The 26,023-nt window shown below is 55.3% G+C and carries 22 protein-coding genes and 1 pseudogene; 4 read left to right on the top strand and 19 right to left on the bottom strand.

Annotated features, from left to right (window positions below):
- Positions 1–14: 14 nt before the first annotated feature.
- From ACEW7X_RS04660 to ACEW7X_RS04640, 5 genes are all read right to left on the bottom strand, one after another.
- Positions 15–851 (bottom strand): abortive infection family protein, encoded by an 837-nt coding sequence (locus ACEW7X_RS04660; RefSeq protein ID WP_130487184.1) that lies wholly within the window; start codon positions 849–851, stop codon positions 15–17.
- A gap of 92 nt (positions 852–943) precedes the next feature.
- Positions 944–2,485: an IS66 family transposase gene (tnpC, locus tag ACEW7X_RS04655; RefSeq protein WP_420177910.1), complete on the bottom strand. Its 1,542-nt coding sequence runs from the start codon at positions 2,483–2,485 to the stop codon at positions 944–946.
- 65 nt (positions 2,486–2,550) lie between these two features.
- On the bottom strand, positions 2,551–2,880 hold the full coding sequence (gene tnpB / locus ACEW7X_RS04650) for an IS66 family insertion sequence element accessory protein TnpB (protein ID WP_253104750.1): 330 nt from the start codon (positions 2,878–2,880) through the stop codon (positions 2,551–2,553).
- Complete coding sequence (gene tnpA / locus ACEW7X_RS04645; protein ID WP_420177454.1) at positions 2,877–3,284, bottom strand: IS66-like element accessory protein TnpA; 408 nt, start codon at positions 3,282–3,284, stop codon at positions 2,877–2,879. Before tnpA ends, tnpB begins: the two co-directional genes overlap by 4 nt.
- A 435-nt stretch (positions 3,285–3,719) precedes the next feature.
- Positions 3,720–4,427, bottom strand: a complete 708-nt coding sequence (locus ACEW7X_RS04640) for a hypothetical protein (protein WP_130487185.1) — start codon at positions 4,425–4,427, stop codon at positions 3,720–3,722.
- Between the two features lie 496 nt (positions 4,428–4,923).
- Between ACEW7X_RS04640 and ACEW7X_RS04635 the strand changes: the two genes are divergently transcribed.
- Positions 4,924–5,271, top strand: coding sequence for a hypothetical protein (locus tag ACEW7X_RS04635; protein WP_130487186.1), 348 nt, complete (start codon positions 4,924–4,926; stop codon positions 5,269–5,271).
- A 22-nt stretch (positions 5,272–5,293) separates the two neighbouring features.
- On the opposite strand, the gene ACEW7X_RS04630 is transcribed toward ACEW7X_RS04635, so the two are convergent.
- The 5 genes from ACEW7X_RS04630 to ACEW7X_RS04610 form a co-directional block, all read right to left on the bottom strand.
- Positions 5,294–6,157 (bottom strand): phage integrase N-terminal domain-containing protein, encoded by an 864-nt coding sequence (locus tag ACEW7X_RS04630; RefSeq protein WP_130487335.1) that lies wholly within the window; start codon positions 6,155–6,157, stop codon positions 5,294–5,296.
- A gap of 760 nt (positions 6,158–6,917) precedes the next feature.
- Positions 6,918–8,084 carry an STY4528 family pathogenicity island replication protein gene (locus ACEW7X_RS04625; protein WP_130487187.1) on the bottom strand — a complete coding sequence of 389 codons (1,167 nt, stop codon included), beginning with the start codon at positions 8,082–8,084 and terminating at the stop codon, positions 6,918–6,920.
- A gap of 157 nt (positions 8,085–8,241) precedes the next feature.
- Positions 8,242–8,727: an ASCH domain-containing protein gene (locus ACEW7X_RS04620; protein ID WP_130487188.1), complete on the bottom strand. Its 486-nt coding sequence runs from the start codon at positions 8,725–8,727 to the stop codon at positions 8,242–8,244.
- On the bottom strand, positions 8,711–9,304 hold the full coding sequence (locus ACEW7X_RS04615; RefSeq protein WP_242611467.1) for an EVE domain-containing protein: 594 nt from the start codon (positions 9,302–9,304) through the stop codon (positions 8,711–8,713). The genes ACEW7X_RS04620 and ACEW7X_RS04615 overlap by 17 nt, the downstream gene beginning before the upstream one ends.
- Positions 9,295–10,881, bottom strand: coding sequence for a GNAT family N-acetyltransferase (locus ACEW7X_RS04610; RefSeq protein ID WP_242611468.1), 1,587 nt, complete (start codon positions 10,879–10,881; stop codon positions 9,295–9,297). Before ACEW7X_RS04610 ends, ACEW7X_RS04615 begins: the two co-directional genes overlap by 10 nt.
- Positions 10,882–11,173: 292 nt before the next feature.
- On the opposite strand from ACEW7X_RS04610, the gene ACEW7X_RS04605 reads away from it, so the two are divergent.
- The 3 genes from ACEW7X_RS04605 to ACEW7X_RS04595 all read left to right on the top strand — a co-directional run bounded on the left by ACEW7X_RS04605 (position 11,174) and on the right by ACEW7X_RS04595 (position 12,849).
- Positions 11,174–11,452, top strand: coding sequence for a DUF1778 domain-containing protein (locus ACEW7X_RS04605; protein ID WP_130487189.1), 279 nt, complete (start codon positions 11,174–11,176; stop codon positions 11,450–11,452).
- Positions 11,440–11,964, top strand: a complete 525-nt coding sequence (locus tag ACEW7X_RS04600) for a GNAT family N-acetyltransferase (RefSeq protein WP_242611469.1) — start codon at positions 11,440–11,442, stop codon at positions 11,962–11,964. Before ACEW7X_RS04605 ends, ACEW7X_RS04600 begins: the two co-directional genes overlap by 13 nt.
- Positions 11,965–12,414: 450 nt before the next feature.
- Positions 12,415–12,849: a transposase gene (locus ACEW7X_RS04595; RefSeq protein ID WP_420177677.1), complete on the top strand. Its 435-nt coding sequence runs from the start codon at positions 12,415–12,417 to the stop codon at positions 12,847–12,849.
- 1,135 nt (positions 12,850–13,984) lie between these two features.
- Here the strand turns inward: ACEW7X_RS04595 and ACEW7X_RS04590 are convergent.
- From ACEW7X_RS04590 to ACEW7X_RS04550, 9 genes and pseudogenes are all read right to left on the bottom strand, one after another.
- Positions 13,985–14,312 (bottom strand): annotated as a pseudogene (locus ACEW7X_RS04590) (nucleotidyl transferase AbiEii/AbiGii toxin family protein); the annotation flags it as partial.
- A 75-nt stretch (positions 14,313–14,387) separates the two neighbouring features.
- On the bottom strand, positions 14,388–14,531 hold the full coding sequence (locus tag ACEW7X_RS04585) for a hypothetical protein (RefSeq protein WP_420177943.1): 144 nt from the start codon (positions 14,529–14,531) through the stop codon (positions 14,388–14,390).
- 235 nt (positions 14,532–14,766) lie between these two features.
- Entirely contained in the window at positions 14,767–15,591 is an 825-nt protein-coding gene (locus ACEW7X_RS04580) for a nucleotidyltransferase domain-containing protein (protein ID WP_420177676.1), read from the bottom strand.
- Between the two features lie 190 nt (positions 15,592–15,781).
- Positions 15,782–16,792 (bottom strand): hypothetical protein, encoded by a 1,011-nt coding sequence (locus tag ACEW7X_RS04575; protein ID WP_068372033.1) that lies wholly within the window; start codon positions 16,790–16,792, stop codon positions 15,782–15,784.
- A 199-nt stretch (positions 16,793–16,991) separates the two neighbouring features.
- Positions 16,992–18,443, bottom strand: a complete 1,452-nt coding sequence (locus ACEW7X_RS04570; RefSeq protein WP_420177675.1) for a TolC family outer membrane protein — start codon at positions 18,441–18,443, stop codon at positions 16,992–16,994.
- Positions 18,444–18,563: 120 nt separating this feature from the next.
- Entirely contained in the window at positions 18,564–19,922 is a 1,359-nt protein-coding gene (locus ACEW7X_RS04565) for an HlyD family type I secretion periplasmic adaptor subunit (protein ID WP_420177674.1), read from the bottom strand.
- 2 nt (positions 19,923–19,924) lie between these two features.
- Positions 19,925–21,736 carry a type I secretion system permease/ATPase gene (locus ACEW7X_RS04560; RefSeq protein WP_420177673.1) on the bottom strand — a complete coding sequence of 604 codons (1,812 nt, stop codon included), beginning with the start codon at positions 21,734–21,736 and terminating at the stop codon, positions 19,925–19,927.
- A gap of 244 nt (positions 21,737–21,980) precedes the next feature.
- Complete coding sequence (locus ACEW7X_RS04555; RefSeq protein WP_130487206.1) at positions 21,981–22,814, bottom strand: hypothetical protein; 834 nt, start codon at positions 22,812–22,814, stop codon at positions 21,981–21,983.
- 79 nt (positions 22,815–22,893) lie between these two features.
- Positions 22,894–25,761, bottom strand: a complete 2,868-nt coding sequence (locus ACEW7X_RS04550) for a TonB-dependent receptor domain-containing protein (RefSeq protein ID WP_420177672.1) — start codon at positions 25,759–25,761, stop codon at positions 22,894–22,896.
- Between the last annotated feature and the right edge of the window lie 262 nt (positions 25,762–26,023).

Genomic DNA, 26,023 nt, shown 5'->3' with positions numbered 1-26,023 from the left:
CTTAATGGTAGAGACTACCTTCCGTGTGTCGCCAGCTTTGCTAACAAATAGCTGGCGACCGTGCCAACAGACTCAATCGCTGCTTTGGCCTCGGCATCGGTAAGTGTCGGCAGCCACGGGCGACCGTGGCCAGAACCCTGCTTGTTCCGGACGCGGTTAACACCGAGCGCGGTGGCGAACAGACCTCGCTCCATAGCACGGACAGGCGACTCGCCCTGACCTTCCGGTATCTCCGGCACCGCAAGATCAAGCGCAATGAAGGCCATGCCCAACAAGGCCTGAAAGTTAGCTCCCGTGGGATAGCTGCCCCGTATTGTCATAAGTACGTGGGCAGCAGTGGCCTCAAGCAGGTCCTTGCCCGTTCCAGCCACAAGGGCCGCATCCTCGGCGCCTCGCTGTGCGCGCCGCGCGTAGCCCAGGAGTGCATCGGTCAGCTCCGGGCCACGAAGAGCTGTGAGCACTTTCGGGGAAAGCATCCCGTCGTCTGTGAGGACAAAGCCAACGCTGTCGCAGGCCGACTTGGCGTTCGCAATCGCCTCGGAGCCAACGAAGTTTGGTGCGCCAGCGCGGAAGCCGCCACACGCACGAATCTTTCCGAGGAGACCCATGGCCAACCGCGAGGCGGCGGTGGGATTGGCCGTCATCGCCTCGTACAGCACAGCTCTGACCCGCTTGCCCTTTCCGATCAGCTGCCCCTGTTGCTTGGGATCGAAGGTCGCCAGCCCGGACGCATTGATTTGGAATTCGATGTCCGAATGCGATGGCTCTCGATAGCTTCCGTTATTACCCGAGTCGTCTACCAACTGGGAAAATGCGTGTACGACCGTGTCAGTAACAGGAATGTTCGGCATCAGTTCCCTTTCTTTAGTTGTTCGAAGCTCGATGTTCGTAACCGTCCGGTCAACGCACATTGACGAACGGCCGCGTTAGCGGCCGTTATCTTTTAGCTTGTCGTGTCAGGTTGCCACCGATGCGGCAGCAACTCCTCGATCCGACTGTTGGGCTGCGTCGGCAAGCGCGTGAGCACATCCTTCAGATAAGCATACGGATCATGCCCATTGAGCTTGGCCGACTGGATCAGGCTCATCACGGCAGCCGCCCGCCGTCCCGCCCGCAGCGATCCTGCGAACAACCAGTTCTTGCGCCCAAGCGCCACCGGCCGGATCTGGTTCTCGATCCAGTTGTTGTCGATGGGCAAGCGCCCATCATCCAGGTAGCGCGTCAGCGCTGCCCAGCGTTTTAGGCTGTAGTCCAGGGCACGGCTGATGCCGCTATTGCCCGGCACCTTTTCCCGATGCGCCAGCAGCCAGGCGTGCAGCGCATCAGCCAGGGGCCGCGCTTGTTGTTGCCGTAATCGCTGCCGTGCTTCCGGCGTCAAGGTTTTGGCCTGGGCCTCGATGGCATACAGCGCCTGGATCGAGGCCAGCGCCTGTTCGGCGATCTGGCTTTTATTCGCCTGGTGCAGTTCGTGGAACTTGCGCCGGGCATGTGCCATGCAACCCACTTCCGTCACGCCTAGGCCGAAGCTGGCTTTGTAGCCCGCGTAGTCATCACAGATCAGGCTGCCTTGCCAGTCGCCCAGGAACGCACGGGCATGAGACCCGGACCGGCCCTCGGTAAAGTCATACACCACCGCTCGCAAGTCCTGGAACACGCCTGGCGCATAGGCCCAGAGGTAGCCGCGATGCGTGGCCTTGCTGCCAGGCTGCAGCACTTGTACCGGCGTTTCGTCGGCATGCAGTACGGGCTGCGCTAGCACCTCGGCACGCAGGGCATCAACCAGCGGTTGCAGCCGCACCCCGCAGACGCCCACCCATTCTGCCAGTGTGGAGCGCGCCAGTTTGACGCCAGCCCGTGCATAGATCGTTTCCTGACGGTACAGCGGCAGGTGATCCGCGTATTTGGCGACCAGCACCTGGGCCAACAGGCCCGTTGTTGCCAGACCTTTGTCGATCACCTGCGCGGGCACCGGCGCCTGGGTGATCGTCTCGCACTGGCGGCAGGCCCACTTGCCACGGATGTGACGCTCGACCGTAAAAGTGCCCGGTACATAGTCCAGCTTCTCGGTCACGTCTTCGCCAATGCGTTGCAACTGGCAGCCGCACTGGCAGGTTGTGTTGTCCGGCTCGTGGCGGATCTCGGTGCGCGGCAGCGCCGGCGGCAACGCCTGGCGCTTGGGTGCTGTAGCTGTTGGAGCCGACGGTCGCGTGCTGCTCAGCTGCAACAGCTCCTGTTCTATCGCCGCCAGATCAGCATCCACCGCATCATCCAGCAGACTGCCTTGTTCGCCCGCCAGGCGCTCACTCTTCTTGCCGTAGCGGTAACGCTTGAGGATCGCCAGCTCGTGCGTCAGTTGCCCGATGCGCGTTTCTTTGTAGAGATTGTCCTGGTTCAGCCGTTCGACCTGGCCCGTCAACTGCTGCACCAACGCTTGCAAGGCAGCGTTATCCAGTTGGGTCAGGTCGGGAACGGGCAATTGAGACATGGCGCCAATGATGCCATGCAGCATGCCATCACGCCATTGCCGATGCCCCCGATTGCGCGCTGTGGCTACAGCACGCTCAGGCTGCCATCCGCATTCATGCGCTGCCACGGCAGACCCACCACCAGGGCGCATGCCTGTTCCACCGACAGGTTCACGTGACTGCCCAGCGTCGGCCATGCGAACTGGCCCTGGTGCAGGCGGCGTACCGCCATCCAGATACCGAAGCCATCGTGGATCAGCACTTTCATGCGTGTACCACGACGGTTGGCGAACAGGTACGCGTGATGCGGCTGCGCTCGACCGAACACCGCCACCACCTGCATCAGCAACCTGTCCATGCCGCTGCGCATGTCCACCGGCTCCACGCCCAGCCAGATGTGGTCGATGCGAATCATGTCAGCAACACCTTCAGACACACTGCCAAGCGGTCGGCGTACTCGGCGGGCCAGTGAAGGCGAACAGGGCCTTTGCTCGACGGCAGTTCTACTGTGATCTGCCCCCGGACTGAGGAGGCATGCATAGGGGCGAGCGATGGATCCGTCATCGTGGCAGGTTTCAACTCGATGAAGTCAGGCGCCGGGCGGATCATTGTGACGTCCAGTCTCGATGCTGATGCTACTGCCAGATATGGCTCCCGTATCCACTTGCGCAGCAGATTGGCATTGACGCCATGCGCCTGCGCTATCGCCGCTACCGAGACATGTGGCTGCTGACATTGCGCGACCAATTCCGCCTTGTATTCGTCCGTGTACCGACGGCGACGCCGACGGCCTGGGCTTTCTTCTAACTTTAAGAGCATACGTGTCCACCTGTTTAAGTGGACACGTATGCTCTTCGATCTCTGGCAACCATTCAAGGTGGGTTCGCCGGACGGTTACCGATGTTCGTTAGATGAAGCAGCACTGTGCCAGAAACTGGCCTCAGCGGATGGCAGAGTTGGAAATGGTTTGAGTTTATATGCTCCGCAGAATCTCCACATACATGGTGCATATGCCACAACCTCGGCGTTGCTATGCCGCAGCAGGCTTGGTTTGCAGCCACGCCGCTGCTAACTGCTAACGACTTGCTTGGAAGCAGGCACTGGCCGTCGAGTGTCGAATAGCAGCACTGGGGCGAAAGCAGTCAGCCGCAACTGGCTGCTTTCGACCCAAAGCGGACATAGCTGAATTTCAATTGGCTAGCATTCAATGGATCAACTCAGCTGCACCGATAAGCGCTTTCGCGGCAATGTAGATTAAACGTTGCTCAGTGCGTAAGCTGCTTTCGTTCGAAGTTGTTCGATTTTCTTAGCCAGGGACCATGCCGCCATTTCCTGCTGATCATTTTCGAACTTATCTAGATGATCCCAGTAGTCACGATGGTGAGCCTTATTGGGCGATTCAATGATGTCTTCCAGGATGGCTGAAAGTCGCTGAAGTGCTGACTTCCTTCGGTAGATTTCTACTACATCTAAGGCAGCCAATTCGGATGTCAGTTGAGCATTTACTGCATCGTTATCGCGGTTGAGGGCGATGCACCATTGGCCGTGCGCAAGCTTGTTCCTCAAGAGGCTGGGATCAAAGATGAACTCCTCAATAAAACGCTGAAGCCGTTGCTTTACGTTGGGCCCATGGCTGCCTTTTGCACCCTGGACACTACGCATAGCAAGCTCGACACATTTGATCCATCCTTCTTTCACACCGCCAGCCTTTGTGGCGACTTTCACTTGTTGGATTTCGTCGAGGGTTAAACCTTTTGGTGTGTGCAGAATCTTCGAGAAAAGAGCCTCAGCGAGGGCGCAGTAGATAAGTGCGAGAACCTTAGTGTTGACGTGAACCGCAACATTGTTACTCGTTAACAGAAGAGCATTCAATTGACGGTTAATATGCCTCCAAGAGCGCTCCAGCTCTTGCGCATTCTTAGTCTGAGCGCGAAACACGTCCACGCGCTGCTGTTCTTGCATGCTTTCCTCGGTAGATAAAGGACACTAGGACAATGCCCTTTATCTACCCGGAATCGAACCGGGATTCCGGCCCCAAAAGAGCCGGTGCCTTACCAAATTAGGCGATAGATCCATGTGCATTGTGCCACGGCGAACGTCCGTTTTTCAAGCAGTCTAACGTGCTATGGATCGTCCGCTTCTGGCCGATAACAGACACTGAACAGCAGCCACCACGGATTGATTGCATCAGCCCTGCAAAAACTGGATACTAGCACCGTCGCAGAACCAACTGCGACCCGGGGTGAGAGCCGGGAACTACAGGCGGGACGAGACCGCCGCCTTTGCTGGCGGCTTTTTATCGTCCCGCGCCATTGCACGCCTGTCTACGGGCGGGCCTTGGCGGGGGTGCGCTTGCGCACGCCGGGTACCTGTAGCCGGTCTCTCAACCCTGTCTTGTGCCCGCCCACCCCGTTTGAGAGCGGGGTAGCGGGATAACCGCTACTACAGGAAGTGCATCATGGCTACAAACCCAAAGGCTGGCCGTTCGCGCCAGGAACCAAGTCATGCCGAGCAATCTGGCCCCTATGACTTCACCTCCCTGCCATTTGTCTACCGTCCCAAGCGTGGCTTCAAGAATGCCAGCAACTGGAAGGTGAAACCCACTGACAACTACGCGCTGGCGCTGCATTACGGCGAGTGGTATGCCGCAGAATTCATGCGGTATTTGCGATCCGACCCGAGCCGGGCGGGCGGCAACTCCCTGGGGCTGATTGCCGCCGCCATCGACTACCAGGATAAGTCAGGCGCTTCCGGGTACTGGGTTGGCTTCTTCTCGCATCTGGAACGAGTGCTGTGCCAGCGATAGCCCACGCGTTTGGATGCCCGACTCAGCGCCCCAGATAAGTCACCGTGATCTGCAAGCGCTTGTGCCCAAGCTCCTCACTGATCTGCTGACGGGCCTGGGCATCGCGTTCCTCCTGCTCTGGCGTCAGCACATCGCTCACCGGCCCACCCGCGGCAGGAGCTTTCCACCCTGTCAGCATTTCATAGCGCATCTGTGCATACCTATGACGCAAACCGTGCATCTTGCTCAGTCCTGCCGCCTTGCATTGGCCATCGTAGACGTGCTGCTGCTGGATGTAGCGCTTCTCAGTCGGGATCAATGAATTGTTCCCAACCATCTGGTGGGCACGGTTCAGCACCTCTCGCTGGGAAGCGGTAAGGATGGGCACTTCCCTGTCCTTCCCTCCTTTGGTCCATGACGATTTCAGCATCAGCCTGTCGCCACGGTCTGCATAGCTGGGGCTGAACTTGATGCACTCCTGGCGACGCAGCCCAAAAGCCGCTTGCAGTTCCAGGCTCATGCGGACATAGGGATCGGTGACGGCATCAAGTCGATGATCCAAGACCTGCGCTTTGCTGACATTGGTGACGAAGCGCCGATCAGGAATACCCAACTGCGAGTTGTCGGCAGCAATGATGCCGCCTTTGCCGATCTTTTCAGCCCACCAGCGCAAATGCGCCATGCGGTTCTTCAGCGTCCCGGCGGACAAGCCTTCGGCCTGCCAACGGTCCAGCAATGCCTGCACATGCTTTCCTTTGAGGGACGTCGCCTTCATTTGGCGGAAACCGGCTTCCTTCAACTGGCGGGCCACCAGCGTCAAGGAACGTCGGCGGTCTGCCTGGGTGGTCAAGCTGCCATCCCGATTGCGTCGGCAAAGTTGTTTGAGAGTCCAGGTCAAGTCGTCCATGGTGTTCCTGTTCAGCGAGTTTTCGAAGGTGTATTCCTGAGTCGTCATGCGATTAATGTTGTTGCCAACTCGCGCAAAGCGAGATGCCCTGAAGGGCCAAGTGCTTGGTGCTCAGATCACCAATTGCCTCGAATGAGGCATCCGCCTTGCTTCCTGTGGGAAGGCCGGACGGAGGAACGGAAAGGGACAAATACGGAAAAGAAAAAATGGCTGATTAGCTTGGATGAACCTCCTTGAAAGAATGGGGAAAACAACGGGTAGCGCCGCCAGGAAATAGTGGGCGGACGTAGGGACGCCTGAGCGATATATCGCGAGGGAAATGAGGTCAAATAGACCGATGGAAAACTGCGGCTCAACCCTGTAACAGGGACGATGCGCGAACGAGCCTTGGCGCATCTGGGAGGCTCCATCCTCATGGACGGGCACGCTGGGAGCCTTGTGCCCTGGATGCCGGTTGGGTACGGCGGCGCAGTGCGATAGACGCATCAGCACTGCACCAGTTGCCGGTGTTCAAACCCGCCGGCAGGTGACTGCACGGACAGTATCTGCCCCCATCATCATGTGGGCCAGACTTAATGCGATACGCGGCACACCCGCATTGTTGCTGCACCTCGCGCCGTCGTCACTGCGGTGGGCAGTGACGACGGCGTCGCATATGCTGGTATCCAGGATGGTGCAGTTTGGATGCCTGTGGCTACCGCAAATATCAGCATGTGCCGCCTCCTCTGGCACGCAGCCGCCAGCGCAAGGCCACACGCTGTCAAGCGTGGGCATGGCACGTTCCTTTCTGCGGCTGAATACCCAAAGCGTCCTTAATCTGCGCCAGGTACATCCTGGCCACCTCCGGTGAAGCAGGAGGCTGCGATTCCGTTTGCAGCACCGTCGGAACAGACCTCATGGTGCCCGTTGCTGCAGGCTGCTTCGGCTGTGCCGCCCACAACCGGAACTCCCCCTGGATCGCCTTGCGGATCAAGCCAAACAAGTAGGCAGCAGGTTTAAGCACCTTCCCGAGCACACAACGCGCAGACCACTCATCAAGCACCTGCTGACGCTGCGGGTGTGCCAGCCGCTGCAGACGGTAAAGCGCATCGTGTTGCTGATTCAGCACCAATGCCTGGAAGCGTTCGGGCAAACGTAGATCACCCATGCCAGGGTCTGAGCGCTCTCCGCGCACACGCAATACGTACGTACTTTTTTTAATAAAACTACTACGTACTTTACTGTTCGGTGCATCAGGTTCACGCCGATCTTCCGAACCACGATCTGCCGTTTCAGCGACGTCGGACGCTGCTGATGAACCGGAGTCATCACTTCCGCTCGGTCCATCATCGGGCGTTTGCAAACCCAACTGCTGAGCACGCATGCGCAACGCGATAGGCATCTGCTTCAACAGACTTACGTCGGCGGCAACTTCCGTGAGAACACTCAGGGCAATCTGGCGCACAGCAGTGCTGGCATGGGAAAAGGATTGCTCCAGCAAATCGGTCCACGTCAGATCCAGTTCGCAGGCGGTTCGGATGGGCAACGGTGCCAAGTGAACGGTGTAGTGATTGGTGGAAAGATGGCCCGTCAACGGGTTGCGGACATGGGCGTCAATGTGAATCCAGCGCGTCAGGCGCAGCACGGTCAAGGTACGGGCCACCGTCTCGCGTGAAGCTTGTGGGTTGTCGGGCACGCAGGCCAAGAACTGGCGCAGTTGCGTGTAGCTGATCCCCGTGACATTTCCATCCGCATTGGCACTGGCGTGCAGCACCATCCAGGCGTTACGCTCCAGCGGCATCAGCCGCTTGTCGAGCAACAAAGCCGTGGGAACGGCAGGCAGAAGAGGAATATCGTCAGGGGTGTTGCTCCTGGCAACAGCTTGAGTACGGGAAATCATCATAGTGTTGTCTTTCAGGGATTGCGGCCCATGGCCGGACAACTTCATGACAACAGATCCAAGGCTGCACAGCAGCAAACAATCCGAACTTTGACGCAACCGTATTTCTTACCCTGCAGGGCATGCATGCCTGCAGATTACCCATACTCATGCACAACGTGGCGATTTCCGAACAAGACGCCCCACCGATTTTTGTTTAAAGACATTAGGCCAATTCAGTACTTCGATCACGCCTTACCCTACCGCCACGCCTGGGAAGCAAGGCCTTGTTCATCGCATGCAACAAGGGAGCGTCACTAGCGATATTAATGAAGAACTGTGGAGGGTGAAAATTGCCCGAAACGTCTCGCAGCTTGTCCAGTGGAATTGGCGACGATAGCTTCATGGGATCAGTCAAGCCAAGTGCAAATGCTTTTGGCAAGCCGGAAAAATATTCAAAGAACTCTTGACGTCGAAGACCAGAAACCGCCCCAAAACGTTTCCACAGCGTACTAGGCGCGAGAGTGTACAGATCAGTGACCTTGGCACATCCAACCACGCTACCCACCGGCATCTTCACATAGATCCAGACAGTTGCGCCGATGGAAACGTTCATCGGCCTGCGTCGAAGTTCAACGGTTTTCGTACCATCAAAAATCCCATTTGCATAACGCTCTTCAAGAGAGATTAGGAAGTTATGCGGGGTAATCATGCGGAAATCCTTCAAGAAGTATGTTTTCGATCTGCTCGGATGTGATGATGCGACTTGTTCGTAGCTGATTCGCTTCGCCACAGCCAAATTTCTTGAGGCTTTCCAACGGTACCGGATTTTTCATTTTCATCAAATTATCGAAGACGACTACGGTCTTGATTTTCGATTTTCCAATCGCATCGAGGTCACTAACTTCCAACACTGATCTGTCCAAGTCACCCTTATCGACCGCGCCCTCTGCGCGCAGGTAGGCGTTGATCACCCTCGCCACTGCCACTACAGCCTTCAGTCCTTTTTTACGAGTCGATTCATAGAAGAACATTAGGCTCCCGCGCTTGAACGATTTCAGCGTCCTTGGCGCACTCAAGTAATGGCGCTGCTGGAAAAGCAAGGCTTTGGAGTGGGCGAGTAATTGCATCTGATCCAGGTGATCAAGCAAGTGTTCAGCGTAATCACGTTGGATAGGCACGAGCACGCCGGGCCTGTCAGACATACAGATCAGCGTCGGAGAAAGTAAAGTTTCCAAAGCAAAGACTGTTAGATGTGTACGTTGACCATCAGGACGCGTCAATTCCACGTATTGATCGGCCGCTCGGAAAACTGGCACGATGGTGGTAGCGTGATATCACTCACGGCCTGCAACTTGGCGCGAAGCTCTGACCAATTGCGAGGAAGGAGCACGCTGTGGAGCGAGACCTTATTCAACTCCCGAGCGTCATCCAAGCCAGTGAATCCAACCTCCAACGCCACCTCTCGAACAGAAGCTTGTCGTGGCGCGAGATTCAGCCGTACGCGCTGAATCTCTTCTCTAGCCCTTCCTAGTAGATGAGCGATCATTTGACGCGCAGCGTCCCGCGCACAGATCATGCGCTCATCCACAGCCAAGAAAGCATCACACGTTCCACCTCTGAGACTGCTAGGCCACATCAGATAGCCAATGACTCTATGGTCTTCCAGCACAATAAAACGATGCCGAGCCCTACTAACTCCGTCGTCCGCAGCCCACAAAGTGGATTGATCAGCTACAGCTACACCCAGGTTGCAAAGCAATTCACGAACATCCGCTTCGCGCCCGGGTATGAGCTCTACTAATTCCAACGTGTCACGTGTGCTTGCAGCGACAGCGCTGGACCTGCTGTTGAGTTCACCAAGGATACTGAAGGCCGACGGAGAAAGGACTTCAATACCGTAGCGAAAACGCAGCATCGCTGACGCATTGCGAATCGCCCCATCGCTGGTGACTAAACCTGCTAGGTTATGATGAATTGCCGTTGCTAGATGCCGCAGATCGGAGAGATCATTAGCGGTCAATGCGCTCGCAGCGAAACGCTCAGGAAAGACTAAGGGAGCGACCTCCTTGGTGAACTGCGCCATAACATCGTCGGAAGGCACGGCAAACTTCGGGAAGACCTGTCCTAGACCCTGCATGGGATCAGTCTTGCCATTCGTAGCAGATCGTTTTAGCTCGACGTCAAACTCAGTGCTCAGCGCGAGACGACATACGCCTAGACGTTCTAGCGCAAAAAGGTCTACAACATCCTGGTGACGCGCTCTACGCGGCCCAAGATCGAACATTACATTAAGGTCCAGAAGATAAAGCTTGGTCGCTGATGATGGTTCGACAGCGAGGCCTAGAGGATCTCGGTGGCTCAGCCCGCTAGTCGCAAAAAGTTGTTGTGTCCGTAATTCGTGGCTACGCAAGACTAGGGTACGCCCCCTAGTCTTGCCTCCTGGCACAGTGCCATGCGCATAGAAATCCTGGCTTTGCCAGAACTCTTGCGAAGCGCGGAGATCTTCTGCAACCCGTGCACCAATCGAGATGTAGTTCAACGCACTCAACTGGTCTTTGAGCGCATTTAGCAGAGATTTGGCAATTCCGTGCCGACGGTGACCCGGATTTACATGAATCTGCATGATGTGCCCACGAGGGAAAGTGCTGGCGAACAATAAATGTCCCGCGTATTGAATCTCGTCAGCCCCGCGAACAATCGCCACAATGAGTCGTTCGCTGATAGCAGCCTCTTCATAGACCTTGAAGGGAAACCATCCCAATGCCGGGCGGTCGCTTTCAGCGGCATCAACTACCTGCCTCACGTACGGCAGGACGTCCTGCCGTTTCAGAAGCAACTCCACTGAGAGCTGTTGGATATTCATGCGGTATGCACTCCATCTGTATCGGATGATGGATGCAACTGTAACAAATTCGTTGCATTGACTCAGCTAGGTTGAGGCGTCTGCAGCACAAAAACCTCATGCATCCCATGACTGGGCCGCTTCATGACAACCGATCAAACTGCGTGAGGCATCAAACAATCCGAACTCCGGTGCAACGTGTCCTGGCGCTCTTTCGACATAACCTGGCCATCAAAGTTCGAAGAAGGGCACGTTAGTCATTTGTGCTAACATAGCCAACAAATAGCAATTTCATCGCACACTGGAGGTTCCCATGACCGCAACAACAATGCGTTCCGGACGCATCGGTTTTCGGGTGCTCCCGCAGCAAGAAGCCGTGCTGCGGCGAGCCGCCGAAGCCAGCCACAAGTCCTTGACCGACTTCATCCTTGACAGTGCCTACCAGGCCGCCGAGCAAACCCTGCTGGATCAACGCCTGTTCTTGGTTGCGGGTAGCCAATCTCAGGCTCTGCTGGATTTGCTCGACCGGCCAGCACAGGTCAATGAAGGTCTTCAGAGCCTGTTCTCTCGCACTGCGCCGTGGGATCGCTAATACATCTGACAGCGCCACAGGCGCTGGATGCCAGCCATATCCTCGACGAGTTCGATTGCGGCAAGGACAGCATGAACGAGTGGCTAACTCGACATGCTAGCCAAGCACAAGCCAGCGGCTCCGCCAAGACTTATGTAGTCGCGCACAATCGGGATCCGCGTGTCGTTGGCTACTACAGCCTCACCGTAGGTCAAATCGACACGCTGGAAGCGCCCGAACGGGTGCGCCGGGGCATGGGCAGCTACCCCATTCCTGTGGTAATTCTGGCGCGGCTGGCGGTCGCACGGCAGTTGCATGGACAGGGGCTAGGCATCGGGCTGCTGCAAGACGCGATCCGTCGCACCGTGGCGATTTCCGAACAGGCGGGAGTACGGGCTCTGTTGACGCATCCTATTGACGCAACAGCCGAACGGTTCTACCTGCGCTTCGGCTTTGAAGCCTCACCTGTACGTGAACAGCAACTGCTGCTTCTACTCAAGGACGCACGCAAGCTGCTGCTGTCGAAGCCTTGAAGTACGCATGTTCTCCAACCGGATCAACACCGCTCTTGCCAACCTCCCCCAACTAGTACACAATCTAGTCATCCATTAACCGAGGTGTACAGAAAACATCTTTTGAATCAATGGATTGCGCGGTGGTCGGTTAGCCCGTCTCCCGCTCCAGATTCTGAAAAAGCCCAGACTTCGGTCTGGGCTTTTTTGCGTCTGCTGACGTCCACTGATTTCTCAGTGCGTCTGCACTCAATTGATTCGAAAGCGTTTGCGCTCTACGGATCGTCCAGCGAAGCCTACCGGCTTCCACTGTCCCCCCCCAAAGCAGTACACGTTTTAGTACACGCAAATCCGGGGGGCGTGCAGTGCGCATTGTTTGCTGAGTCGCCTTCCCATTGAGCAGTACACCTCTCCTGACTCAAGGAGATTGACCTGTGCCGTATCTGGGCAGGCCGGGACGGCTGGGCCACGTTGGCGCTGGTCATCGACTGCCATACCCGCGAGTTGCTGGGCTGGCATCTGTCGCGCAGCGGCAAGGCCTGCACGGCGGGCAGTGCCCTGGAACACGCCTTGATCGCCCGTTTCGGTACGCTGGGACGAGTGCCGGTGCCGTTCCTGCTTCGGTCAGATAACGGGCTCGTTTTTACGTCACGTGACTACACCGCGTTAGTGCGCAGCTACGGGCTGCGTCAGGAGTTCATCACGCCACACTGCCCACAGCAAAATGGCATGGTCGAACGCGTGATCCGCACACTGAAAGAGCAATGTGCGCATCGTCACCGCTTCGAAACCCTGCAGCATGCCAGCCGCGTGATTGGTGACTGGATACGCTTTTATAACCATCAACGGCCCCACCAGGCGCTGAAGATGAAAACCCCGGCTCAAGCCTACGCTTTAGCCGCATAAGTTGAGCAGGTTCTGCTGGGTCATTACAGCTGCGCCGGGAAAACAAGAGTCTGCCGCCCTATGCTGTACCGCTCTCGCGGCAGGCTATTGAGATTGTGGAATATCTGTTGCAGCAACAGGTCAGACTGACCAAATCTTAAGGTATGCGCCCTATTCAAGCAAATCGAAACAGCACTTGCGAAGCACCGGATCACTGAATATAGTTTCTTTCGGCTGAAGGCCATGAAACAATAGTGCGTGCAAGCCCACTTCAGCTTGCGATCAATCCAATTCCTCCGGAAATTTTTAGAAAATTTAAATCAAAGCATCAACCCACCGCTAATACCAAGCGTGCCACATACAAAAACCATGAATAATCTCACAGAGCGAGAATATCTTGTCACTAGAAAATATTACATTACACATATGATTTTCGGATGGCTCGGGGGTGCCGCGATAACATATCCATTCTGGAACAGTGATTTTGCATACAAAAATATAATTTTTGCCATTGCTATTTTTGGGACAATCTTCTACCCAGCTGCAAAATGGATAGTTGAGCAATTCACATTAAGAATTACAAAAAATGAATTCTGGTCTAGCGCATCATTCAATCGCTCAGCAAGAATATCTGGGTTGCTGGGTGCATATTGGGGAACAATATTTATCCTAACAGCACCCATTCTTATCATATTCATCTTAGTCTTTGTTATAAAAAAAACATTCATCCAAAACAAGGCCTCTTAAATTCCAATGAGAATAATGGCTTCTTCTATCCATTCATCATCTATGAGAGCACCAAGACTTGCCATGATCAACGAATAGCCTAAAATTCCAACTTCTGGCCTTTCTTCGTTGCATTACCGCCGCCAGGCTTCGATGAGGACCTTGGCCAGAGCCAGGTTGATCCGACTAGTTTTGGCCCCTCTGCTCAGAGTCAGTCAATCCAAGAAGCTCGTCAGCGCATGAGCATTCATGCATGTATGGCATCATCAGCCATGGTTGGATTCTTGAGTACGCAGGCATCAGCAGGTCCTTCAAATCCGAAGTCCGTAGGCCAGTCCTAATTGGCATGAGCGAAACGCTCAAACGGCTACCGGACTGACATAGGGACCTTCTTGCGCTAGTTTCAGACTCAAGGTGACTTAAGCATCGCTCATCTCCCAGAATACAACCTGACATCAAGCGCATCAGCCTGCGCCGCAAAGTCTCGTAGACGGCGTTTCTGAAAGGTTGCCAGGTTGGCGAGCTTCCAAACGCAACTCGGGCAACTGGTCAGCATACGGGCATTGCAACAGCGGGTAGTCCACTTCCGTCATGCCAACGAACGCACGTTCATATTCGACCGCGATGTCCTTGTCGTTGCCGAACAGCACTTCATGGATGTGCCGGTTGTGCCCTGCCAGATAAACCACGAAGCACTCGACCATATAATCGGTCAGGCCTCCGGTCTGGAATAACTGCCAGACGCCGAACAGATCCCGCAGGAACAAATTGATGACCGTAGCACCTTTCATGGCGAAGATGTCGTTATCGAACACGTCGGGTGCGATGTTCAGCTACAGGCGGACGGTGTCGGCGTAACGAGCGGCCAGTTTGGGCGACACGCCGAAGGTTTCAAGCACGGCAAGATCGAACGGCGCTCCCCGAGGAAGCTCCGCCTGCAGGCGCTTGATTATTTGATATCGTGAATGCTCACTCATGTGCGAAATACACATAAAAATCTAATCAATCACCATTGGAATTGATAGATTTTCCTTTGAGATTTACCCTATGATGGAATTTCACGACTAGATTTAATCATAATCTGTCAGGTTGAAAATGCAGCGAAGGCATCGCTAAATACCTGCAAATCTTCATGTGTCAGCCACAATGTGGAAAACTTCATTTTCTGTCCTGATGCCCATGCCGTGACATTTGGAACGCAGCGGTATCTGATTATCCATTCACCCTGTACATGGCCTGGACCTCCCCAAGCATCCACCCAGAGAAAGCTTTCAGCCGGGCGACAAATTCCCCAACCCCCGCATCTGGCTCCACCGCCTGCGCCAGGAAATAACGCATTTCCTCTTCCTGCCCCGGAAACTGCAGCAAGAAAAAATCTACATGTCCATCCAACGATGACGGCCAGGTGATGGCGGTGGCGGGACGCAACACATTGGTCGACCGGATCAGTTTCCGGGACGCTTCCCGGATTAGTCTGCGCACGGTTGCGGGAGACTGCGGCTGCGCCAAGGCTTGCAGGTAGTTGCCCAGTACCCGTTCAAAATCGCCATTGATGGCGATTGCCAAGGCCCTGGATGGACGAAAAGGCGCGATATCAGCCGCCAGATCCGGTCCAGCTAAACAGCGGCAATGGTGTTTGATCCAGTAGCGCCACGCCATGCTAGTTTCGGGTGCTGCCAGGTCATCAAGAGAACCGATGTCAAAGTCGATTTTGCTGACGATAAGGTAGGCGCCAGCCAATTCCTGCCGGATTTTTTCGATCTGCTCACTATCTTTGTCCGTGGGTGGACGATGCAGGATCAGGCAAAGATCCAGGTCAGATTTTCCGGGTATTGCGCGCCCTGCCGCCACGCTGCCATAGACGTACAGGCTATGCAGTAAAGGCGCGGCATCCTGCCGCAGGCAATCACGGACGGCATGCAGGACGGGCTGAAATTCAGCTTGCCAGGATGCATCTGGCATCGTCGCAATACATGCCTGAAAATCGCCCTCTTCAGCCAAAGAACCCCTGTTTTCGCTGCTATCTACCCGCGTCATGTTTTTTCCCACTATCGCGTGTCGTCCAGATTTCGGATTTATTGATAAGCATGTTGCCTTTCATACTGACTGCCGTCACAGGAAAAATGCCTATCCCTGAACAACCATTCCCCACAGGATCGCACCTCACATGCCAATATTCAGCAAACCAACACTCAAAAAATCAGTATTAATTTATCCAAAGGAAAAACTACTTTTTTTCGACACCGTTATCCTGCCAACCTTTCACAACTGAGGATGGAAATACCATCCTCTTCATCAAGCCGTCTTCACCATTCTGATAAACGAGCAGGGTTTGCCTACCTATTCTTGATTTTATATCAACAGGCCCAACAAGATAATAACGCTTGCCACCGACCGGAGCACATAAGCTATCACCAGCAACGGCATTAAAAATCTCACACCCCTCGTAATTAACCGTTAAATAATGATTATTCATCCCACCCACGCTGATCAACTGGGCGACTCTCGTCACAACAAATGATGCATTATTTGACATTACCAACAAAGCCGCAATTCCTACAAAACCAGCCAGACAAGATCGCGTCACCAGATCCCACTTTGTTTTTGCTGCTGCAACCATAGACATCAGCAAGGCTTGCAGAGCCAGCCATGCTCCCAAGGCTGCCCAAGACCACTCGACTGGGACACCCTCATGGTCTTTATAAAACACAATAAATACTTGCATATGATACAAGCACAGCAGAACACCAATCACCAATCCAGTGATAAAAATACCCCATTGCTTCCAACTAACGGCGGCTTTCTTTCCACGTATGGTCACCCAGGCCACAAATACCAACAATATCCCGACAACAATTGATGCAGCCACTTCAACCTCGGTCGACGCTGAAAAACAATAAACACACCCTAGAAAGCACAACATAATGCCAAAAAGAGTGGAGCACAAAACAGCTGCCCCCCTAACACTCGGATCCGTCTGTGAAAAAAAGATATATAAAACGACGCCACCCAAAGCCATCAAAAAAGCAAGAACCACCAGCAAAAACAGGGTCGCAAATGCTGCACCAACCAACGTCACCAAAATCTCGGACGGTTCAAAATCAGGGACAAAGCCGTTAGAAACAAAAAACACCAACAAAAACAAACCGCCAAAACACAAAACAAAAGCCCAAGCACTTAACATCAAGCTCCGCGGCCTGATGCTCAAAGACAGCCACGCAATCAGATTTTTCTCCACCGCAAACCTCTCAAATATTTATTAAATAGCCATTCATATCAGAATCACTTCATTCTGATAAAGTCAACCCTCTACCCATATTCGCCTAGCGGGACAGATACAACGACATCACCCAGAAAAATAAAACCGATTTTCGAAAGCGGTCAGCCCCCCAGCAGCAAACAAAAAGCCGGATACAGCAATCAGTCACTAACGTTTTTCAATTCCCCTCCTGCGCCACCAACTGCCCATTCAGCGCCAGCACATCGTCCTCAGAAAACCGCCCGGCATAGAATTGCAGCTTGGCATAGGCCTGCAGCCATTCCACATGACTGCGTATCAGGTCCTGCCGCGCCCGGTAGGATTCCCGTTCGGCATGCAGGGCATCCGTGTTGGTGCGTTCGCCGCCAGCCACGCTTTTATGCATGGCCGCAATCAGTTCCATGCTGTCAGCGACATTCTGCTGCAAGGTTTTCACACGCTCCGCGCTACCGTGATAAACCCGGTAGTACTGTTCCAGCGTCGTGACCGTGCTGCGTGTCACTTGTTCCAGCTCATGCTGGGCCTGTTCCAGCCGATGGCTGGCTTGGCGGGTGGCGTAATAGCTGGAACCGCCACTGAAAATGGGGATGGAGACTTGCAGGCCGATTGTGTTGCTCCTGTAATCGCGCCCTTTGTTATTGATGGTGTCGGAGACGATGCGCTCATGCGTGGCAAAGAGTGACACCCTGGGCATGAATTGGCCTTTTTCCCGTTCGACGGTCAGGTCGTTGTAACGCACAGCAAGACGCGCCGCCTGGACCTCCGGGTTCTGCTGCTGGATGTCTGCCTGCAGAACCGCCAGGTCATCTTCCGGTAAAGCCGGTGCGCCTGAATGCGGATTAATGTCCAGCAGCGCTGAGGCCGTGACCGTTGCCCCCACGATGGCAGACAATTCCCGCAGCCGGTCAGCCAGCGCATTTTCATGGTTCACCAGTTCTGCCTGGGTGGCGCCAAGCTGTGTGCGGGTTTCCAGTATGTCTATGCGCGTGCCCTCGCCTTCGGCCATCAAGCGTTCGTTGCCATTCAGCATGTCCTGGTAAACACGCACCTGCCTGCGCGCCAACGCCAGCGCATCCCGGGCCAGTACGGCATTCAGATAGGCGTCGATCAGCGTTACCGCCTGCTGCTGGAATTGCAGCCGATACTGGATATCCGCATATTCCGCCTGTGTCTTGCCCATGCGGTAAGTGCTGATGGCCGAATAATCGAAAAGCGTCTGTTCGACCGTCAGGCCGGCCCGGCGGCCATAGAAGGTATCTTCGGCGCGCACATGGCCGGTCAGTGGGCTTTCGTAATACTCCGTCTGCTGCGTGCGGTTGCGCATGTAGTTGATGGAGGCCTGCGGCAGCAAGGCGGCGCGGGCAAGTTTGCCGGCGTCCTGCCCCGCCAGCTGCGCCGCACGCGCACCCTGCACTTGCGGGTCATTGAGCAGCATGCGCTCATAGGCCTGCACCAGATCCAGTGCGGGCAACTGTTCCGCCTGCCTGTCCGATGCCTGGTCTTCAAGCTGATGCGGTGCGGCGAATGCCACGGGTTGTATCTGGCGCAGCATCAATACGGATGGTGGCTGGACGCCAGCAGGTTCTGCCTGAGCATGATGGCCGCTATCCAGGCAAAGCAACAAAGCCACCACTGCTATCGACACCGGATGAGACAAACGCCCGATGGCCCGCCCTCCTCGAATGCCTGCCCGCTGCCCCCTTTTCCCGGTTCGCCGCCCACCCATTTCCGTCATCTCCGGCCCAGTCATTTATTCCTCCGTCAGCGCCAGGCGGGCACGGTCGCGCAAGGGTTTGAGCAGATAGCTCATCATGGTGCGTTCGCCAGTCTTGATGAAGGCGGTCACTGGCATGCCCGGCTGTAATTGCAGGCCCGGCAGCACCTCCCTGCCCTGCAATTCATCAACACTGATTTCGACGTGGTAGTACGGCACGCCCTGATAAGGATCTTCCAGACGATCTGCGGAAACGGTCTTGACGGTGCCTGGCAACCTGGGGGTCGACGCGCGATTGAATGCCGCGAATTCCAGCTCTACTGGCTGTCCGACATGTATTTTGTCCACGTCCTGAACAGGCAGGCGGCCTTCAACTATCAAAGGCTGGTCCAACGGCACGATGTCCATCAGTTTGTCGCCGGCACTGACCACGCCGCCCTGGGTGAAAACAGCCAGGCCGGCCACGATGCCCTCGGTGGGTGCCAGAATCTGCATGTTGCCCACGTCATATCGCGCGCTGTCCAGGCGCGCGCCGAGGTCTGCCGTACGCGTGCGGGTTTCGGCCAGCGCCGTGCGCAGCTCCTTCTGATAATCCTCGCGCTGCTGCACGAGGCGCAGCTGGTATTCCTGCACCTGGCCCTGCAACTGTGCCAAACGCCCCTGGTCATCGGCAACGGCCCCGGCCAATTGCAGGAACTGGCGTTCGGACTCAAGCAAACGGTTACGCGCCAACAAGCCATCGGCCGCCAGCGAACGCTGCCCGGCCAATTGGCGCTCAAAGGCCTCGCGCTGGCTCAGGCGAGATTGCAGGATGCGCTGCAGGCTGTCGCGCTGCTCGCGCAGGCCGCGCAAGGTGGCCTCCAGGCCATCGAGCGTGATTTGCTGGGCTCTGCGGCGGCTGTCGAACAATTGCCGCTGCGCCTGGATGATCTCCGCCCCCTGGGCCTGTCCCGCCTGCCCGGCCTGCAGCAGGCGCTCATCGAAGCGGATGTCGCTCAGGCCATCACGTTCTGCCATCAAGCGGTTCTCCATCGCCAGGCTGCTGAAGAACTGGAATTGCAGGGAATCCAATTGATTGGCTGCAACATTGGGTTCCAGCACGACCAATACCTGCCCCGCCTGCACGCGCTGGCCTTCGCTGACCAGAATGCGTTCAACCCTGCCGCCGGTGATCGGCTGCACTGCTTTCCGATTGCCGCTGACCACCACCTTGGCTTCTACCGGCACCCCGGCATCCAAAGGTGCCAGCATGGCCCAGCCGAGAAACCCCATCACACCGACAAGCACGATGAGCCAGCCCAGGCGCACAAAGTATCGTTCGTCCACCGACAGCAGTTCATCCCTGGCGTCGATCAAGCTGGCGTCCGCGGGCAAGGCCCCTGTGTTCACTGGCATGCTCATGCTCCTTCCTTGCGTTGTGCATAGTTCATCGCCGCCCCGTAGGTGGGAATGGGCATGGCCCGAGGCTGTGGCATGCTGGCAGGCGCCCTGGGCGGCGCGCCACGCTGCATGCGCTGCATCACCTCGGCCAGCGGGCCGAAGTCGGCCTGGGCGCCGGCGTGCAGTACCAGCAGTTTGTCGGCCAGCTTGAGGATGTTGGGTTTATGCGTAATCAATACGAGGGTGATGCCGGCCCGCTTGATGCGGGCGATGGCCTCAGCCAACATCGCATCACCCGCCTCATCCAGGTTGGCATTCGGCTCGTCGAGAACCACGAGGCAGGGTTCGCCATACAGGGCGCGGGCCAGCCCCACCCGCTGGCGCTGGCCGCCCGACAAGCCCATGCCGTTTTCTCCCAGTTGCGTCTGGTAGCCGTCGGGCAGTTGCAGAATCAATTCATGCACGCCAGCCATCTGCGCAGCGGCAATGACCTGTTGTTCATCCACCCGGCCAGCCTCACTGGCCGCAAACCGGGCGATGTTCTCTGCCACTGTCCCCGCGAACAACTGGACATCCTGCGGCAGGTAGCCGATCAGCGCCCCCAGGGCTTCCGGCCGCCATTGGTCCAACGGGGCACCATCCAGCCTGACTTTGCCGCGCAAAGGTAGCCAGGCATTGACCAGGCAACGCGCCAGCGTCGTCTTGCCCGAGCCTGATGGGCCGATCACGACCAGTGTCTCTCCCGCTGCCAGCTTGAAGTGAATGCCATGCAGCACCGCCTGGGTCTGGCTAGGGGGAGCAGCCAGCAGCTGCTCGACCGCCAGATTGCCAGCCGGCCTGGGAAAATCCATGCCTTTTGCCAGCGGCGGAAAATCCTCCAGCAAACGGCTCAAACGCCGTTCGGCCTCCTTCACCTGCGTCCACTGGCGCGACGCGCCGATAATCTGGTCTATGGGTGCCAGGGCCCTGCCCAGCAGGATGGAACCTGCGATCATCATGCCTGCCGTCATCTGGTGTTCCAGCACCAGCCACGCCCCCAGGCCCAGCGCCAGGGATTGCACCGCCATGCGCAATGACTTGTTCCAGCCCTGTATCTTCGCCATGCGGGCACTGGCCAGGTTTTGCTCGCGCACATAGCCCAGATGCTGTCCGGCCCAGCGGCGGCGCAGGTTTGCCAGCATGCCCATGCCGGCTATGGCCTCGGCGTTACGTAAATTTGCGCCGGCATCGCGGCGCGACGCAATGGCCAGTTCCCCGGCTCTCTGCAAATGCGGGCGACTGACACGCTCATTGATCCAGGCCACGCACATCAGCAGCACCGTGCCGCCCAGGGCAAACCAGCCCAGTGCGGGGTGGAAATAAAACATCACCAGCACATACACCGGGAACCACGGCGCATCGAACAGCGCGAACAGCGATTGGCCGGTGGCGAACTGGCGCAGCTGCTGCAAATCCTCCAGCGGCTGCGCTGCGTTGAGCTTGCCCGTCCTGAGGTTGGCACTAAAGGCCGCGTCATAGACACGTGGCGCCAGCTGGCGGTCAAAGCCCGTACCCAGGCGCAGCACCACCACCGAACGCACCCACTCCAGCGCACCCATGAATGCGTACATGCCCAGCAAGATGACCGTCAGCATCAGCAAGGTCATCTCATTACCGGACGTCAGCACCCGGTCATACACTTGCAGCATGTACAGGGCGGGGGCCAGCATCAGGATATTGATAACGCCGGAAAACACGCCGATGTGCACAAAACTGCTTTTATAGGTCAGCAGGGCACGGGCCAATTCACCACGCGCACTCCCTGCCGGCCGGGATTTATCCGCCGTCATTACATCCCCAGCCTTTTTTACGGAAAAAAATCCCCCTCCCCACTGGCAAGGGGAAAGCCGAAATCTGCCTGCAAAGTGTTTTTGCAGGGGCTTCCGTAAACCGCTAGAATCAACGGCTTCCGGAACCCGGAACCTGGCCGCAAAGCGCCAGGCCCCGGTACTACCCGGTCAAGTGGTGGATCTTCCCGCTAGAAAATCACCAGCACTTTTCCGGTCAAACCTCTTGCATTTCTGGAATGGCTGCTTACGCGGCCAGCAGGAGGTCGCTTTCGACTTCGGCAGCAGCAACGGCATATGCATCAGCTGCAACAGCGCTGCTGGGAGCGTAGTCGTAGTAGCTGATCGACACGCCAGTGCCAGACAGTGCAGTTTGGATGTCTGCCCACGAGTCGGTGATATCCGAACCCTTGGACTCCAGGTACTTATCCAGCACCCACTCGAAGGCTTGAACACCGGTGTTGTCGAACGCCAGGCTGTACAGCACGGCAGAGTTCAGCGTTGCGTTCTCATACAGGCTGGCGTTAGCCAGGATGCTGGAAAGCACGGTGCCATCGGAGGCCGTTGCCGACACGCTGATAGCCGTGTTGCCGTTGTATCCCGAGCCAAACAACGTGGCGGCGTAGTCCACGGCGATATTGAAACCGTTGACTACCAACAGCGGATAGCTGGTATTGAACGCAGTCAGTGTGGCAGCATCCGGAGAGGGATTGTTGTCACCCGAGGGGGTGTAGCCGAGCGACAACTTATTCAGTGAACCAGATGTCACGAAATTGTAGGTACCATCGTAGCCGCCAGGGGTCGAAGGTGGCGTTGCAACTGCCGTATCCCACGAAAAGCCGCCAGTCGATTCCACCACGAACTTGCCACCACCGTTGATGGCATTGACATGATCTACGCCTTGCCCGGCGTACACGTTGAAGTCGTAGATCTTGTTGCCGGTTTGGTAAATTGCAATACCTTCGTAGATATTGCCGTTCGTGGCCTTCACCGAACCGATATAGGCCGGATCATGTTGCGTGTCGATGATGGTTTCATCGTAGCTATCACGCCAGTCGTCGATTGCAGTTTTCAAAGACATGATGTCTCTCCTGTTTCACAAGCCGGTCGCAACTCCGGCAAAATTTTTTCCGACCCGGATGGCCGAAACAGCGAAAAACTTAAAATCTGTACTCCAAGTTAGCTGTAACGGTGCGGCCTGGATAAAAGTTGTATCCCAAAGAGGTCGGCGTACCATCAAACTCATCAGTTAGATTGGCAATGTAAATTCCTGCTTTCAGTTGATCGTTAAATCGGTAGTTAAAGAACAGATCAAATTTGATAGTTTTCGGCCAAAGATAGGCATCTATCCAGCCATCTCCATTGGGCAATGGCCCTAATGAGTTGTTGCTGGGGTCTTGAGCATCCTTGATGTAGTAATAAGACGCACGTTGTTTTCCTCGGAAATGCAAGGTGCTGCCTATTTCCATTTTCCCGTTGTAAGGCGTCAGGGCTGCTGTGAGACTTCCTCGAATAGGCTCGATTAAGCTGGTTTCCATCCAGTTCCAGCCTGAGTAACATGAACTCGGCCCTTGGCTCCCTACCTGTGAGAAAACAGCATTTCCCTCTGCATCATAGGTGACGTAATAAGCGTTCCCGCTCGGCAGGAGCGAATTACACATTTTATTGTTATGCCGAAGTGGAAGAGTCAAATTACCACCCACATAAAACAACGGCTGTTTATAGGCAAGGTTCAGTTCAAAGCCATGACGAACGACTGCCGCCTCATTATTGACGTTAGCAACAGCACCCCCAACAGAGCTTTTGCCATTCATAACTGCATCGTTTTCCATCCATATCGGGCCGTAGCCAATGTAATTGCGTATGCGATTCCGATAATACCCAAGACCCACATTAAATTCATCTGAGGTCGTCAACCATCTTTCTTTATGATAGTTAACTCCCAATTGCAAGGAAAGATTTTTTTCTTTTTTCAGATGAGGATTGGCGACAAACAGTTGCTTCAACCAGGGGCCAGATGTATACATTTCATTGCTTGTCGGCGCTCGTTCACTGTAACCAATAGAGCCATATGCCATCAAACCCGTCCCTGGTTGTGTATATTGCAAGTTGAAATTGGCTTGCCTCAAATTAAAACCATGTTTTTTATCATCCAAATTAAAGCGATTATTCCCATTGTCGCTATCAGGATCCAACTTCATCTCATTGAATATTCTTGTACTTTCCGCATTCGCCATGCGTCGGGCTTCTCCAAAAGAGTAGCCTTGACTGCGATAAGCATTTAAGAGTGTTGTAGTATTAGGAACTATTCCCTCTTTTGCAATATTTCCAGTCCTAAATCTGGGAGAGTCCACATCCATTGTCACTCGCTGCCAACCAGCACCAGCACTGGCCTGCCATGGCCCATCCCCTTCAGTACTCAAATTCAGCGCAAAACCTGAAGATTTGTTTTTTGAACTGGGATCCCATTCCTGCGCAAGGGTATAGGGTAAGCCACGGTTCTTTTTGTCTTCCTCCAACCAGTCGGCTTCGCTGAAACTATCGACATCTTTATGAGTACGTCGAAACTCGAATGAAGAATCCAGGCGCAATGGGCCGACAAGCGATGCTTGGAAATGACTGGCATTACTCAGCTTGAGCCCATTGGAACTGTTATCTACAAAGTAGTGCATATCCTGACCAACGGCACCAGTACCCCTGACACCTTTCCACTGTTGATCTCGTTTTTGTTGCTCGTGGTATAGCATTATTTCAGGATTAATTAAATCCGAAACGACTGCCTTGTATTTCAGGCTGATAACCTGGCTTTTCATCTCGGTAGCAATAAACCAAGGATTTTTTGCCCAATATGCAGGCTCTGCAGTCCCCCAACCTTCCGGGATGATAATCTGAGGCTGCTGATCAGTCTGATATTTTGCGCGACTGTTTGCCGCAAACATCTCCAGGCTTTGCTGATAATCATCATTAAAATAATGGCGCAGACGCAGCATCTGTGATTCGGCTTTCTTTTCTGTACCTTCCAAAGCACCAGACTTTGCTGCCTGCTTGAGTTGATTCAGGCGTTCAGGAGAGAGCTGGCAGTTTTCCATTCCATCTCTACTTCCGCTACTGACTCCGCGAACCTGATAGCGGCACCCTCCCCCCCAATTGAGCTCTGGATTATTTATGTTGTCGTAAAAATTAAGGTTTCTTGCATGAAAATACTTCAGCATATCGCCATCATCAAAATGACTACCTATCTTATAGGCATCATTTTCACTGTCAGCCGCGCCTACCATCACATCCCAGCGCTCACTTCTTCCGCCCAGAAAGAATGAGCCAGACGGCTTTTGTCCATTCTTGTATTTACTGAACCCGGTAGAACCGCGAACCATCCCGCCAAAACTTCTGCCAGGAAGCAATATGTCGTCTAGGTCGAGGTATTTGAAATCAACAGAGCCGCCTAAGCTTCCCAAGCTACCAGTGCTGGCATTCACACCTCTGGTAACGTCAATGGATTTCAAAAACTGAGGATCAACGAAAATCGAGCCGGTCTGGCCAATATCTTTGGTAAAGGCATGGAAGTTCTGTGTAATACCTTCAAGCGACTGAGAAACACGCCCATGCCCCGCAATCCCCTGCACCCCTACAGACACTTCCGGCCTGGCATACAAACTGTTGACCGACGTCCCTGATATCTGGTCAATCAGGTCGCTCATGTGGCTGGCACCGCGCCGCTCGATATCCTCTTTGCTGGCCCCCGCCGTATTGCCAATCGTCTTGTTTTCTTCCGCCGTGCCTATGATCTCTACCGCGTCCAGCACCTGGGCATGTCCGGCATCCGCAGGCATCTGGGCAGATTGGGCATCCTGATCCCCGGATGGCAGGCGCTCTTGCACTTCCTGGGCCAGCACTGCCTGACCGGCCAGGACCAGTACGATGGCCAGGCTCAATTGCCGCGGGCGCACCGGTACCGCCGTTCCTGCTTGAAACGGCGCAAGCTTGCGGCGCCGCTGCCCGGCAACGGCAAGCAGTTCCGTGTGGCTCACTGCCTTGTCTCTAGGAAATTTCATTTGATGAATAAAAATAAACGATATAAGTAATGATAGGCATTTACATATTTACCGATGATCGCCCATCGCTCAGGCTGTGCTCTTGATGGCATCTTGCCCCGGTTGTGCTGGCGCAGACGCAGTGTTGAGGCCTGGCGCCTTATGGACAGGGCCGCACGCTGGGCTCACTACCCTCTGCCAGCCAAGGCCTATGATCACGAAAATATGTGCTGGCTGCTAACGGTTTACGGGAAAAATT

It is taken from the genome of Kerstersia gyiorum, from assembly GCF_048595715.1.
GTDB lineage: Bacteria > Pseudomonadota > Gammaproteobacteria > Burkholderiales > Burkholderiaceae_B > Kerstersia > Kerstersia gyiorum.
The sequence above is the reverse complement of the archived record's forward strand: the minus strand, read 5'-3'. Positions and strand labels throughout refer to the sequence as shown.